This window comes from Aquitalea sp. FG25, from assembly GCF_057809375.1.
Genome location: NZ_JBMDJV010000016.1, coordinates 122,562 through 136,551, shown reverse-complemented (window position 1 = coordinate 136,551; position 13,990 = coordinate 122,562). Strand labels below are relative to the sequence as shown.

The 13,990-nt window shown below is 59.7% G+C and carries 13 protein-coding genes and 1 pseudogene; 13 read left to right on the top strand and 1 reads right to left on the bottom strand.

Features of this window, described 5'->3' with window-relative positions:
* A pseudogene (locus ACODR9_RS15350) lies at positions 1-625 on the bottom strand (hypothetical protein); the annotation flags it as partial.
* Positions 626-755: 130 nt separating this feature from the next.
* Here ACODR9_RS15350 and mutY point away from each other — a divergent pair.
* From mutY to erpA, 13 genes are all read left to right on the top strand, one after another.
* A complete protein-coding gene (mutY, locus tag ACODR9_RS15345) occupies positions 756-1,796 on the top strand; it encodes an A/G-specific adenine glycosylase (RefSeq protein ID WP_488810301.1) in 1,041 nt (346 codons plus the stop codon).
* Positions 1,797-1,849: 53 nt separating this feature from the next.
* Complete coding sequence (locus ACODR9_RS15340) at positions 1,850-4,054, top strand: RelA/SpoT family protein (protein WP_488810300.1); 2,205 nt, start codon at positions 1,850-1,852, stop codon at positions 4,052-4,054.
* 9 nt (positions 4,055-4,063) lie between these two features.
* Positions 4,064-4,489, top strand: coding sequence for an NUDIX hydrolase (locus tag ACODR9_RS15335; protein ID WP_488810299.1), 426 nt, complete (start codon positions 4,064-4,066; stop codon positions 4,487-4,489).
* A 117-nt stretch (positions 4,490-4,606) separates the two neighbouring features.
* Positions 4,607-5,374, top strand: coding sequence for a deoxyribose-phosphate aldolase (gene deoC / locus ACODR9_RS15330; protein WP_488810298.1), 768 nt, complete (start codon positions 4,607-4,609; stop codon positions 5,372-5,374).
* 100 nt (positions 5,375-5,474) lie between these two features.
* Positions 5,475-6,818 carry a thymidine phosphorylase gene (gene deoA, locus ACODR9_RS15325; protein ID WP_488810297.1) on the top strand — a complete coding sequence of 448 codons (1,344 nt, stop codon included), beginning with the start codon at positions 5,475-5,477 and terminating at the stop codon, positions 6,816-6,818.
* Positions 6,815-8,029 (top strand): phosphopentomutase, encoded by a 1,215-nt coding sequence (locus ACODR9_RS15320; RefSeq protein WP_488810296.1) that lies wholly within the window; start codon positions 6,815-6,817, stop codon positions 8,027-8,029. The genes deoA and ACODR9_RS15320 overlap by 4 nt, the downstream gene beginning before the upstream one ends.
* Before the next feature lie 24 nt (positions 8,030-8,053).
* Complete coding sequence (gene deoD / locus ACODR9_RS15315; RefSeq protein WP_488810295.1) at positions 8,054-8,764, top strand: purine-nucleoside phosphorylase; 711 nt, start codon at positions 8,054-8,056, stop codon at positions 8,762-8,764.
* A 225-nt stretch (positions 8,765-8,989) separates the two neighbouring features.
* Complete coding sequence (locus ACODR9_RS15310; RefSeq protein WP_488810294.1) at positions 8,990-9,265, top strand: hypothetical protein; 276 nt, start codon at positions 8,990-8,992, stop codon at positions 9,263-9,265.
* A gap of 37 nt (positions 9,266-9,302) precedes the next feature.
* Positions 9,303-9,737: a 50S ribosomal protein L13 gene (gene rplM, locus ACODR9_RS15305; protein WP_059284599.1), complete on the top strand. Its 435-nt coding sequence runs from the start codon at positions 9,303-9,305 to the stop codon at positions 9,735-9,737.
* A 10-nt stretch (positions 9,738-9,747) separates the two neighbouring features.
* Positions 9,748-10,140 carry a 30S ribosomal protein S9 gene (gene rpsI, locus ACODR9_RS15300; RefSeq protein WP_045846620.1) on the top strand — a complete coding sequence of 131 codons (393 nt, stop codon included), beginning with the start codon at positions 9,748-9,750 and terminating at the stop codon, positions 10,138-10,140.
* A gap of 356 nt (positions 10,141-10,496) precedes the next feature.
* The gene (locus tag ACODR9_RS15295) at positions 10,497-12,377 is read left to right on the top strand and encodes a methyl-accepting chemotaxis protein (protein WP_488810293.1); all 1,881 of its coding nucleotides are present in this window, start codon (positions 10,497-10,499) and stop codon (positions 12,375-12,377) included.
* 102 nt (positions 12,378-12,479) lie between these two features.
* Entirely contained in the window at positions 12,480-13,523 is a 1,044-nt protein-coding gene (gene argC, locus ACODR9_RS15290; protein WP_488810292.1) for an N-acetyl-gamma-glutamyl-phosphate reductase, read from the top strand.
* A 95-nt stretch (positions 13,524-13,618) separates the two neighbouring features.
* The gene (gene erpA, locus ACODR9_RS15285; protein ID WP_488810291.1) at positions 13,619-13,969 is read left to right on the top strand and encodes an iron-sulfur cluster insertion protein ErpA; all 351 of its coding nucleotides are present in this window, start codon (positions 13,619-13,621) and stop codon (positions 13,967-13,969) included.
* The last annotated feature ends 21 nt before the right edge of the window (positions 13,970-13,990 follow it).

Here is a 13,990-nt window from a genome sequence, read left to right as displayed (position 1 = left end):
CGCGGTCGTCGCGGTTGAACGGTTTGCGTTCGCCATCACGCGGCTCGAAGCGGCGTGGCTCGCCATCACGCGGCGGGTAGGGCTTGCGCTCGCGGTCGTCGCGGTTGAACGGTTTGCGTTCGCCATCACGCTGCTCGAAGCGGCGCGGCTCGCCATCACGCGGCGGGTAGGGCTTGCGCTCACGGTCGTCACGGTTGAACGGTTTGCGTTCGCCGTCACGCGGCTCGAAGCGGCGTTGCTCGCCATCACGCGGCGGGTAAGGCTTGCGCTCACGGTCGTCACGGTTGAATGGTTTGCGTTCGCCGTCACGCGGTTCGAAACGGCGCGGCTCTCCATCACGTGGCGGGTAAGGCTTGCGCTCACGGTCGTCGCGGTTGAACGGTTTGCGTTCGCCATCACGTGGTTCGAAGCGGCGTTGCTCACCCTGGCGTGGCGGCTGACCAGCGGCTGGACGACGCGAGGAGTAAGGATCGCGCGGGCCGTCTGCCGACGGTGCTTTCTTCTGGATGATGGGGCCCTTGGCCGTGCCATCGGCGGGTGCGGCGGCAGGCTGCGCGGGGGAAGTGTCGCTGCTGCTGACATCGCGGCGCAGATTGGCGCGCTGGCGTGAACGGAAAGTGGCCATGGGTACATCCTTCAGATAAGCAAGCTTTAAGCAATCTTCCAGTTTACCTTATTTAAAGGCGCACTGCTTGGTGCCGCCAAGCCTTTCAGGTAACATATCCGGTTACTTTTTGTTTTGGCGCGGCTTTGCCATGTTGCAAGATTCATTTGCCACCCGTTTGGTGGCCTGGCAGGAAGGTCACGGTCGGCACGATCTGCCTTGGCAGGTGAGCGATCCATATCGGATCTGGTTATCCGAGATCATGCTGCAGCAAACGCAGGTGACTGCGGTGCTGGGCTATTACGCGCGCTTTTTGCAGCATTTTCCTGATATATCCAGCCTGGCGGCGGCGTCCGTCGATGAGGTGCTGGCCTTGTGGAGCGGCCTGGGCTACTACAGCCGGGCGCGTAATTTGCATAAGGCTGCCCGTATGGTGATGGATGAGTTTGGCGGTCAGTTTCCTGCTCAGCGCGAGGAGATTCAACGTCTGCCCGGTGTCGGGCGTTCTACGGCGGCAGCGATTGCCGCCTTTGCCTTTGGCCAGCGCGAAACCATTCTGGATGGCAATGTCAAACGCGTGCTGGCACGCTGCTTTGGTATTGTCGGCTTTACCGGAGAGAAGGCGGTGGAGAACCAGCTGTGGGCGCTGGCAGAAGCATTGCTGCCCGCCGACAGCAGCCAGATGACCGCTTACACCCAGGGGCTGATGGATCTGGGGGCTACGGTATGTGGTCGCAAGCCAGCCTGCACGGTGTGCCCGATGGTGGATGGCTGTGTGGCGGCGCAGCAGGGCCGCACGCATGAATTGCCGACCCCGCGCCCTAAAAAAGCGGTGCCCACTCGTCACACCGTCATGTTGCTGGCGCTGCATGGCGACAAGGTATGGCTGGAGCGCAGGCCGCCTACTGGCATCTGGGGGGGCTTGTTATCCCTGCCTGAATTTGCCGACTCCATGGCGGTGGAAAGCTGGCTGGCCGAGCAGGGCAGTGGCGATGTACTGCCCTCCTGGCCGGAGCTGGAGCATGTGTTTACGCATTTTCGCTTGATCATCACCCCGGTGCCGGTGCGGCTGGATGCGCTGGCCAGCACCCGGGTACAGGATTCCGCCGGTCAATGGCTGCCATTGGCGCAGGCGATGGACGCCGGATTGCCCGCTCCGGTCAAACGCCTGTTGCAGCGTTTGACTGACTGAATGTGGCGTATTGGTATTCTTTTTCGTGCAGCCTTGCTGCCCAGGTGTGAAATATGGTTTCCGTAGTGCGTTCGATGGCCGATACCCTGGCCGATGCGGCCGACCCGAAACGGTGGCTGGAACAGATGTCTGCAGCCCTGCCCGAGGCCGAAGCCAGCTTGCTGGCACGTGCTTTTGATGCCGCGCGCGAGCTGTATCACGGCAAGGGCCTGGTGAGTACCGGCGAGGACCTGTTCAGCCATGCGGTTTCCGCCGCAGCCATTGTGGCCGACCTTAACCTGCTGACCGACGCCATTGTCGCCACCCTGCTGTTTGCCGTGCCGGATCACAAGCCCGACTGGCAGGGCTGGATGACCGAGAATTTCGGCCAGACCGTCACCGTGCTGGTGGATGGCGTGGGTGGGGTGCGCCGCATTACCGAACTGGCCCGCATCGACACGCTGGAAACCCCGGAAGAGCGCGCCCGCCAGGCGGAAACCATGCGCAAGATGCTGCTGGCCATGGTGGCGGACATCCGCGTGGTGCTGATCAAGCTGGCCTGGCGCACCCAGACCATGCACTACCTGCCCCATGTGCATGACGAAGCAGTACGGCGCGCCATCGCCATCGAAACGCTGGAGCTGTTTGCGCCGCTGGCCAACCGTCTGGGCGTGTGGCAAATCAAATGGGAGCTGGAAGACCTGGGCTTCCGCCACACCGAGCCGGACAGCTACAAGAAAATCGCCAAGCTGCTGGATGAGCGCCGACTGGAGCGTATCGACTATATCGGCCGCGTGCTGGATACCCTGCGTGCGGAACTGAAAGCCGCTGGCGTCAAGGCGGATGTTGCCGGGCGACCCAAGCACATCTTCTCCATCTGGAAGAAGATGAAGAAGAAAAAGCTGGATTTTACCGAGCTGTACGACATCCGTGCCGTGCGCATTCTGGTGGACAAGCTGCCGGATTGCTACACCGCGCTTGGTATTATCCACGGCATGTGGCAGCCGATTCCCGGTGAGTTTGACGACTACATCTCCCACCCCAAGGCCAATAACTACCGTAGCCTGCACACGGCGGTGATCGGGCCGGAAGACAAGGCGCTGGAGGTGCAGATCCGTACCTTCGAAATGCACGAGCATGCCGAATTCGGCGTGGCCGCGCACTGGCGCTACAAAGAGGGTGGCAAGGGTGATGCGCAGTACGAGGAAAAGATTTCCTGGCTGCGTCAGTTGCTGGACTGGCGCGAGGAAATGTCAGACCGCGAAGGACTGGCCGAAGCCTTCAAGACCGAGCTGTTCTCCGACACCATCTATGTACTGACCCCTCAAGGTCGGGTGCTGGCACTGCCGCATGGTGCCACCCCCATCGACTTTGCCTATGCCATTCATACCGGGCTGGGCAATCGCTGCCGTGGCGCCAAGGTGGAAGGGCAGATCGTGCCCCTGTCTACACCGCTGCAAAACGGCCAGCGGGTGGAAGTGCTGACTGCCAAGGAAGGTGGGCCTTCGGTCAACTGGCTGCACGATGGCTGGGTAAAGAGCCATCGCGCCATCTCCAAGATCCGCCAGTACATCCGCATGCAAAATGCGGATACCGTGCGCGAAACCGGCAAGCAGCTGTTTGAGCGCGAGCTGGCCCGCCACCCGCATTTGCAGCCCAACCTGACCTTGCTGGCAGAAAAACTGGGTTACGCCAAGCTGGACGAAGTGTATGGCGCGATGGGCCATGGTGAGCTGAGCACCCGTTCGCTGGCCAATGCCATCGAGAGCTTTGCGCCGCCGCCGCCGGTGGATGTGGAGCCGGAAAGTATTATCCGCGCCAGCCGGGGCGGCCATGACGCTGGCGGCATCCTGATCGAGGGCGTGGACAACCTGATGACGGTACTGGCCAAGTGCTGCAAGCCGGCACCGCCGGATGCCGTGGTGGGCTTTGTCACCAAGGGACGTGGCATTTCCATTCACCGCACCAATTGCCTCACGCTTAAGCGCCTGTCGGCCGATGTGCCGGAGCGGCTGATTGCTGCGGGCTGGGGCGATCAGAAAAGCAGCGTGTTCCCGATTGATATCGAGGTGGTGTCGCTGGATCGTGGCGGCCTGCTGCGCGATATTTCCGACGTGCTGTCGCGCGAAAAGCTCAACCTGATTGCCGTGCACACGCTGTCGCGTGATATGCGCGCCAAGATGCGTTTTACCGTGGAAGTGCGCCAGGTACAGGACATCAGCCGCGTGCTGGCACGCATGATGGAACTGCCAGGCGTCACCGATGCGCGCCGGGTGTAAGCGCCGGTCATGAGTGAAGCGTTTTGCGGCACCAAGGCAGCGCTGTTTTATCAGGACAGCCTGCTGGTGTACCTGCGCGATGACAAACCGGGGCTGCCCTTTGCTGCCTGCTGGGATTTTCCCGGCGGCGGGCGCGAAGGTCAGGAAAGCCCGTTTGCCTGCCTGCAACGCGAAACGCAGGAAGAATTCGGCATCCTGCTGCATGCCGGGCAAATCCTATGGCAGCGCAGCTATCCCAGTTGGCACCAGTCCGGAATGCAAAGCGTGTTCATGGTGGGCAGGCTGGAAGCCGCCAAGGCTGCGGCCATCCGCTTTGGTGACGAAGGTCAGTGCTGGGGCTGGATGCGTGCGGCAGACTATCTGGCGCAAACGGCGGCGGTGCCGTATCTGCAACAGCGCTTGCAGGACTTTCTAGCCACTCACCTGGGCGGGTAATGGCTGCCGTCTGATGCACTGCACATTGCTTTCAGTTGAAGATATTTCCATAATCTAGCCCTTGCGCCGCCAGTCCTGCCAATGCTGCTGTGCGGCTGCTCAACCGAGCCGGAATCCATGTCAGAACTCATTACCGCCGCACGTCGCGCCCTGTCCATGATGGACCTCACCTCTCTTAACGATGACGATACCGATGCGCGTATCGTGACCCTGTGCCAGCAAGCTGCCAGCAGTGCCGGTACGGTAGCGGCAGTGTGTGTCTACCCGCGTTTTGTCGCACTGGCGCGCCGTACGCTGGATACGTTGGGCCTGCAGCAGGTCAAGGTGGCCACGGTCAGCAACTTCCCGGCCGGTGGCGATGACATCGCGCAGGCTGTCGACGAAACCGCAGCGGCCATCGCAGACGGTGCGGACGAGGTGGATGTGGTGTTCCCGTACCGCGCCTTGCTGGCCGGCAAGGCCGAGCTTGGTGCCGAACTGGTGGCCGCCTGCAAGGAAGCCTGTGGCGACAAGCTGCTCAAGGTCATCATCGAAAGTGGCGAGCTGAAAGAAGCCGCGCTGATCCGCGAGGCCAGCCTGATTGCGATTGCTGCCGGGGCCGACTTCATCAAGACCTCCACCGGCAAAGTGGCGGTGAATGCCACGCTGGATGCCGCAGGCATCATGCTGGCGGCTATTCGCTCCACTGGCGCGCGTTGTGGTTTCAAGGCTGCGGGCGGCGTGCGCACGGCTGCCGAAGCCGCCGAATACATCGACCTGGCCGAACATCTGTTGGGCGAGCATTGGGTTACTGCGGAACATTTCCGCTTTGGCGCCTCCAGCCTGTTGGCCAATCTGCAGGCCGAAATTGCCGGAACGGCAGCCGCAGCGGGTAGTGGCTACTAAGGACTGAGCCGCCACCGATCCATACCATTCTGGCCGAAGCCCGTCTTCGGCCTTGTCTTTTAGGGGCCCGCTTTCCGCCCCTTTCTTGCAGGAGCGCAGCATGTTTTTGCCGCAAGAAGTGATACGCAAGAAGCGAGATGGACAGACACTGTCTGAGCAGGATATTCAGCAGTTTGTCGCCGGTATTACCGACAACAGCGTAGCCGATAGCCAGATTGCCGCCCTGGCCATGGCCGTGTATTTCCGGGGCATGACGCTGGACGAGAATGTCACCCTGGCCATGGCCATGCGTGATTCGGGGCGCTGTCTGCGCTGGGACGACCTGCACCTGCCCGGCCCGGTACTGGACAAGCACTCCACCGGCGGGGTAGGCGATGTGGTATCGCTGATGCTGGGGCCGCTGATTGCCGCCTGTGGTGGCTTTGTGCCGATGATTTCCGGTCGCGGCCTGGGCCACACCGGCGGCACGCTGGATAAGCTATCAGCCATTCCCGGCTACAACCCGTTTCCTACCCCGGAGCGCCTGCGCCGGGTGGTGCGCGAAGTAGGGGTGGCCATCATCGGCCAGACCAGCGATCTGGCCCCGGCTGACCGCCGCTTTTATGCCACGCGTGATATCACTGCCACGGTGGAATCCATCGCGCTGATTACCGCTTCCATTCTGTCCAAGAAGCTGGCCGCCGGGCTGGATGTGCTGGTGATGGACGTCAAGGCTGGCAGCGGTGCCTTCATGCCGAGCATGGAGCAATCGATTGCGCTGGCCGAGCGCATTGTCCAGGTGGGTAATGGTGCAGGGGTACGTACCCGTGCGCTGATCACCGAGATGAGCCAGCCGCTGGCCAGTAGTGCCGGTAACAGCCTGGAAACGCTGGAAGCAGTACGCTACCTGCGCGGGGAGGCCCGCAATCCGCGCTTGCACGCTGTCACCATGGCGCTGTGCGGCGAAATGCTGCTGGCCAGCGGTTTGGCACAAGATGCTGCCGATGCTCGCCAGCGTCTGGATGCGGCACTGGATTCCGGCCGGGCTGCCGAGATTTTCGCGCGCATGGTCAGTGCGCTGGGTGGACCGGCAGACTTGCTGGATAAGCCCGAACATTACCTGGCAGCAGCACCGGTGATACGGCCGGTCTATGCTGAGCACAGCGGAGTGGTAAGTGCCATGGATGTCCGTGCCATCGGCATGGCGGTATGTGCACTGGGTGGTGGCCGGCGTCTGGCCAGCGACCAACTGGACTACCGTGTCGGACTGACCGGTTTTGCCGAGCTGGGTACGCATATAGAAGCCGGAACGCCGCTACTGTTCGTGCATGCGGCCAATGCGGCCAGTGCCGATGAAGCCGAGCGGCGTGTGCGTCAGGCCATTACCCTGGGCGAGCAGCCGGCAGCAGCGCCACCGCTGGTTTACCAAACCATCAGCCATCAGCAGCAGGAGAAGTCAGCATGAAACGCGCCATCATCCTGATACTGGATTCGCTGGGTATTGGTGCCGCCGCCGATGCACCACAGTTTGGCGATGCCGGTAGCAATACCCTGGGCCATATCGCCATGGAGGCCGCCGCCGGTCGTGCCGACAAGGGCCGCAGTGGCCCGCTATGCCTGCCCAATCTGTCGAAAATGGGGCTGGGCCATGCCTGCCAGCTGTCCTCCGGCTATTTTCCGCAGGGCATGGAGCAGGCCGCACCGATAGCTGCCTACGGTTATGCCCGCGAGCTGTCCAGCGGCAAGGACACCCCCTCCGGTCATTGGGAAATCGCCGGGGTGCCGGTGTTGTTCGACTGGGGGTATTTCACCGACAAGGACAACAGTTTTCCTCCCGCCTTGCTGGATGAGATTGTCAGCAGGGCCGGTTTGCCAGGCTATCTGGGTAATTGCCATGCGTCGGGTACTGAAATTCTTGACCGCTTGGGTGAAGAGCACCTGCGCACGGGCAAGCCCATTTTCTATACCTCGGCCGATTCGGTATTCCAGATTGCCTGCCATGAAGAAACTTTCGGGCTGGAGCGCTTATACCAGCTGTGCCAGATCACCCGCGAAGCACTGGCGCCATACAATATCGGCCGCGTGATCGCCAGGCCGTTTGTCGGGGAAGGCAAGGGGGGCTTTGTGCGTACCGGCAACCGCAAAGATCTGGCCCTGCCGCCGCCTGCCGCCACCGTGCTGCAAAAGCTGGCCGAAGCTGGCGGACAGGTGGTGTCCATCGGCAAGATTGCTGATATCTACGCCCATGTCGGCATCACCGAGCAGCACAAAGCCACCGGTTTTGACCAGATCTGGGATGCCACGCTGGCCGCCATGCGTGATGTATCAGGGCGTGCCATCATCATGGCCAATTTCGTTGATTTCGACTCCAGCTACGGTCATCGCCGCGATATTGCCGGTTACGCCCGGGCGCTGGAGGAGTTCGACCGTCGCTTGCCCGAGGTAATGGCTGCCATGCAAGCCGACGATATCCTGATTCTTTCCGCCGACCATGGCTGCGACCCCACCTGGCCGGGCAGCGATCATACCCGCGAGCATATTCCGGTATTGTGCTACGGCCATAAGGTCAGACCGGGCTCCATCGGGGAGCGCTCCACCTTTGCCGACATCGGCCAGAGCGTGGCCAGCCATCTTGGCTTGCCTGCCATGGATTACGGGTCTTCCTTTCTGAACTGAGCACGCCACACAAGGAGAAGCATAATGGCTACCCCGCACATCAATGCCCACAAAGGCGATTTTGCCGAAACCGTGCTGATGCCCGGCGATCCGCTGCGCGCCAGGATGATTGCCGACACCTTTTTGCAGGATGCCCGCGAGGTCACCAGCGTGCGCAATATGCTGGGCTATACCGGCAGCTACAAGGGCAAGCGGCTATCGGTGATGGCCCACGGCATGGGCATTCCCTCGGCCAGCATCTACACCACCGAGCTGATTCAGCACTATGGGGTGAAGAACATCATCCGGGTTGGTTCCTGCGGTGCCGTGACCGCAAAAACCCAGCTGCGCGAGCTATATATCGCCATGGGTGCATGCACCGACAGCAAGGTTAACCGCATGCGCTTTAACAACCACGACTTTGCCGCCATTGCCGATTACACCCTGCTGCGCACCGCCGTGGATACTGCAGCCCAACTGGGCCGCAGCGTAACGGTGGGTAATGTGTTTTCCGCCGACCTGTTTTACGGCGTGGAACCCACCATGCTTGAGGTGCTGGAGCGGATGAATGTGCAAGTGATCGAAATGGAGCTGGCGGGTATTTACAGCGTGGCCGCGCAGTACGGTGCGCGTGCGCTGGGCATATTGACGGTATCCGACATCATCCCCACTGGCGAAGCCGCCACGGCGGAAGAGCGGCAGACCACCTTTCAGGAAATGATGGAACTGGCGCTGGAAACAGCCATCAAGTTGTAAGTAATCAGTAATGCTGCGCTGCGTCATTTGGCAGTCTCAAAACAGGATTTTCCGGGTGTATACCGCAGCGGAAAGCAACTTTTCTGCTTGATCTTCAGAGTGGAAACTACCTTTTCATTATTAAATTCATTAAATATCAATGTGTTGTGATGGTGTTGTATCTGGTGTGATTTTTTTAGTGCAGTGCACAAAAAATACTTGCCAAACCGCTGGTTGGTACTGATAATGAAACCTGCATCAGGACGTGGCATGCAATGTGTGCGTTTTGGTGTTGTCTCCTCCATCCTCCTTCTTTTAGGTGGAACTTGGCGCAATCAAAATGGATTGCGCTTTTTTTTTTGCCCCGCGCATGCACAAGCTGGTGCAATCAAGTATCTTCCTGCCCGAGATGGCGTTTTTTTGCTGCTGCTGTGGCAAAAAAGGCCGCATTCCTGCCCCGTTTCGCTGTTGTCATTTGCTTTGTTACACAATGGTTTGACAGTGGTAAGGGCACTGCATTAGAATCCGTAACTTTCAAGAATTACGATGGAAGAGTTCCATGAAGACCTTTTCTGCCAAGCCGCATGAGGTTAAGCGCGAGTGGTTCGTGGTCGACGCCGAAGACAAGGTGCTGGGTCGCCTCGCCGCCGAAATCGCTCACCGCCTGCGTGGCAAGCACAAGCCGGAATACACTCCGCACGTTGATACCGGTGACTACATTGTTGTAGTCAACGTTGACAAACTGCGTGTTACTGGTAACAAAGCGCTGGACAAAAAGTACTACCGTCACTCCGGTTACCCGGGCGGTATCTACGAACGCAATTTCACCGAACTGCAAAACCAGTTCCCGGAACGCGTTCTGGAAAAAGCCGTAAAAGGCATGCTGCCGAAGGGTCCGCTGGGCTACGCCATGATCAAGAAGCTCAAGGTGTACGCTGGTACCGAACATCCGCACACTGCCCAGCAGCCCAAAGTGCTGGAATTTCGTTTTTAAGGCATAGAGAATGAACGGTAAATACTACTACGGCACCGGCCGTCGCAAGAGCTCCGTAGCTCGCGTGTTCATGCAAAAGGGTAGCGGCCAGATCATCGTTAACGGCAAGCCGGTTGACGAATATTTCTCCCGCGAAACCGGTCGCATGGTTATTCGCCAGCCGCTGGTTCTGACCGAGAACACCGAATCCTTCGACATTAAAGTTAATGTTGTTGGTGGCGGTGAAACTGGTCAGGCAGGTGCTATCCGTCACGGTATCACCCGCGCTCTGATCGACTTCGACGCAGTTCTGAAGCCGGCTCTGTCCGCTGCAGGCTATGTAACCCGTGATGCACGTGAAGTTGAACGTAAAAAAGTCGGCCTGCGCAAAGCTCGCCGTGCCAAGCAGTTCTCCAAGCGTTAATCGCCGGATTCCTGTTTATGCAAAAGCCGCCTTCGGGCGGCTTTTTCTATTGCTGCAGCGCGTTTTTATCTGCACAGATACCCGGTTTGTTGCCTTGCCACATTTTGGCTGTCGACTTTTCCCCGCGCTGCAGTCGTTGCTGTTCGTGAAGATATTGCCCTACTGATAGAAATGTCTTTAAGCTGTCATTTAAATTGATTAGTTTACAAAGAAAATGCCAGAGGGTTTAACGGGTTTACCCCCGTGGCTACACCGTGTATGGTGGCCCCCTTTTGTCTTTGTGGCCTGCCCGTTCGGGTGGGCTGGCAGCCGCGTGAAACCGTTGCTGCCAATCTGCTGATCTACAGGAAACTCCGATGTCTTTGAAGCAACGTTTGCTGGCTTTTGTCGCCATTTTGCTGGTGGTGGTCATTACCGTGCTGGCGGTTCTGTCCTATCAGCGCATGCGCACGGAAATCATCGAAGGCGTCCGGCATGAGCTGGATGCTGCCATGCAAGGGAGCCGCAGTGCACTGGGCAACTGGCTGGCCCAGCGCAAGGATGCGGTAGAGGCGACGGCCTCTGCGCTGGTGAGCAGCGGCGATATCCTGCCCCAGCTGCAGGAGGGCAAGACAGCTGGCAGGTTTGACCAGCTGTTTGCCGGTTATGCCGATAAGCGCATGATTTACCATCTGGCAGAAAAACATGCACCAGAAGGTTACGACCCGACATCCCGCCCCTGGTATAAGCAGGCCGCCAGTGCCGGTTCTGGCATTGTTACCGAGCCTTATGTGTTTGCCAGTACCAAAAAGCTGGGGGTGACCGTGGCCTATCCCTTGCTGCGTAATCAGCAGCTGCAAGGTGTGGTCGGCGGTGATATTTCGCTGGAAGGCATTATTAGTCTGGTGCAGGGCATCAAGCTGCGCGGCGATGGCTATGCCTTCCTGGCAACGCGTAACGGCAAGATTGTCGCCCATCCGGCTGCGGACAGTACGCTCAAGCCAGTGGCTGAGGTGATGCCAGGTCTGGATGCGGCTTTGCTGCAGCAGACGGATGAGCACGGCAAGATGGAAGAACTGGAAATCGGTGGTCGTGCTGTTTTCCTGCAGTTGATGCCGGTGCCTGGGTCTGACTGGGTGCTGGGCAGTGTGGTGGACAAGTCTGCCATTCTGGCGCCGTTGCAGGGCCTGTTGATTACCCTGGTGGTAGCCGGTTTACTGTGCAGTATCGTGGCCATTGTGCTGGCCCAGCTGGCGCTTACCCGCCTGCTGCGTGGCCTGATGCGGCTGCGTGATGCCTTGCTGGAAATCTCCAGCGGGCATGCCGATCTGACCCACCAGTTGCACGTGGAGCAGCAGGATGAAATCGGTCAGACCGCTGAGGCATTCAACCGCTTTGTAGCCAGCCTGCGCCGCATGTTCATTGATGTACGCGAGCATGCCGTTGCGCTGAATGGGGAATTGGATAGCCTGAAACAGGTGACCGATACCGTGGCCAGCCAGTCTGAGCGTCAGTCGGAAGTGTCCAGTGCTGCTGCAGCCACTATCGAGCAGATCACGGTCAGCATCAACCACATTGCCGATCATGCGGCGATGGCGGAGCAGGCAGCCAGCGACACCGGCTCTACCTCATCCCATTCGGCTCAGGCGGTAAGCCGCTTGGCGGACGATATTGCCAATATTGCCGAGGAAGTCGGGCATCTGGGCGGGGCGCTCAATGCTTTGGGCGAACGTTCCGGGCAGATGAATACCATTATCGGTGTGATCCGCGACATTGCTGATCAGACCAATCTGCTGGCGCTCAATGCGGCGATCGAAGCGGCACGTGCTGGCGAGGCTGGTCGTGGTTTTGCCGTAGTCGCGGATGAAGTACGCAAGCTGGCCGAGCGCACAGCCAAGGCCACGGTGGAAATCGGCCAACTGATCGATGCCACCCATGGCGACATCAATACCGCACTGGGTGATATGGTCGGTACGCAGCGTTCGGTGGCCAGCGGCGTGGAGGCATCCCGCACGGTGGCGCAGGATATGTCGGGCATTCAGGGCCGGATTGCCCAGGTTGTCGGTGCCATTCACGATATTGCCGATTCAACGCGTGAGCAGTCCGTCGCCACCACCGAAATGGCGCGTGCCGCCGAGCAGGCCAACCGGGCCACGATCGAAACCGATCAGGCCGTGCAGGGCGCGATGCAAACCGTCGCCGAGCTGCATCGCCTGTCGTCTGATTTGCAGGCCATGGTGGCCCAGTTCCGCCTGTAAGCATCTGGCCTGCGGCATGCAGGCCAGATGGCGGTTGCATCCCTCCGGCCTAGTCCTTAGACTGTCGCTTTTGCGACGTTTATTTACACAAGGAAGTACAGCATGATCAAGGTGGGCATCGTCGGCGGTACCGGTTATACCGGTGTCGAACTGTTGCGTCTTCTGGCCGGGCATCCCGGTGCCGAGGTGGTGGCCGTTACCTCGCGCAAGGAAGCGGGCATGAAAGTGGCCGAGATGTTCCCCAGCCTGCGCGGTCGCGTGGATGTGGCCTTCTCCACCCCGGATGAAACCCCGCTGGAGCAGTGCGACGTGGTGTTCTTTGCCACCCCGCACGGCGTCGCCATGGCCCAGGCGCGCGCGCTGCTGGCTGCTGGTGTCAAAGTGATCGACCTGGCTGCTGACTTCCGCCTGAAAGACCCTGCCGTATTCCAGCAATGGTATGCCATGGAGCACAGCTGCACCGACTTGCTGGCCGAGGCCGTTTACGGCCTGCCAGAAGTGAATCGCGATGCCATTCGCGCAGCGCGTCTGGTGGGGATGGCCGGTTGCTATCCCACTTCGGTACAACTGGGGCTGCTGCCGCTGCTGGAAGGCGGCAAACAGCTGATCGACACTCAGACGCTGATTGCCGACTGCAAGTCCGGCGTGTCCGGTGCCGGTCGTAAGGCCGAGGTTGGTGCACTGCTGGCCGAAGCCGGGGATAACTTCAAGGCCTATGCCGTGAAGGGCCACCGTCATTCGCCGGAAATCGAGCAAGGCTTGTCCGCCATTCATGGCGCGCCGGTCAAGCTGACGTTTGTGCCACACCTGACGCCGATGATTCGTGGCATCCATTCCACCATCTACGCCCGTATCAAGCCTGAGGCGCTGGATACCGATTTCCAGGCCCTGTTTGAACAGCGCTATGCCGGTGAGCATTTTGTCGATGTACTGCCGGCTGGCAGCCACCCGGAAACCCGCAGTGTGCGTGGTTCCAACACGGCGCGCATTGCCGTGCATCGTCCGGGTAACGGTGATTTGCTGATCATCCTGGTGGTGGAAGACAATCTGGTCAAAGGCGCGTCCGGCCAGGCGGTGCAAACCATGAACCTGATGTTCGGCCAGCCGGAAAACGCCGGTCTGGACATTGTTCCGTTGCTGCCTTGATGGTGTGAAGGATTGAATATTGGCCATTCGCCCTGATATCCGACTAAAATAGTAGGTGAATGGCCGCAGGGCCGAAACGATTTGCGAGGTGACCCATGTCCGAAACTACCGAAATGCCGTGCCCGATCAACTTTACCGACAGCGCTTGCAACAAGGTGCTGGATCTGATCGCGGAAGAGGGCAATCCTGATCTGAAACTGCGCGTGTTCGTGACTGGTGGTGGCTGCTCCGGCTTCCAGTACGGTTTTACATTTGACGAACTCGCCAATGAAGACGATACCGCTATAGAGAGAGACGGTGTTACTTTCCTGGTTGACCCGATGAGCTACCAGTATCTGGTTGGGGCCGAGATCGACTATCAGGAAAGCCTGGAAGGCTCCCAGTTTGTCATTCGCAACCCGAATGCCACCACCACCTGCGGTTGTGGTTCTTCCTTCTCGGTGTAAGCCGGCAGGCAGACAAACAGG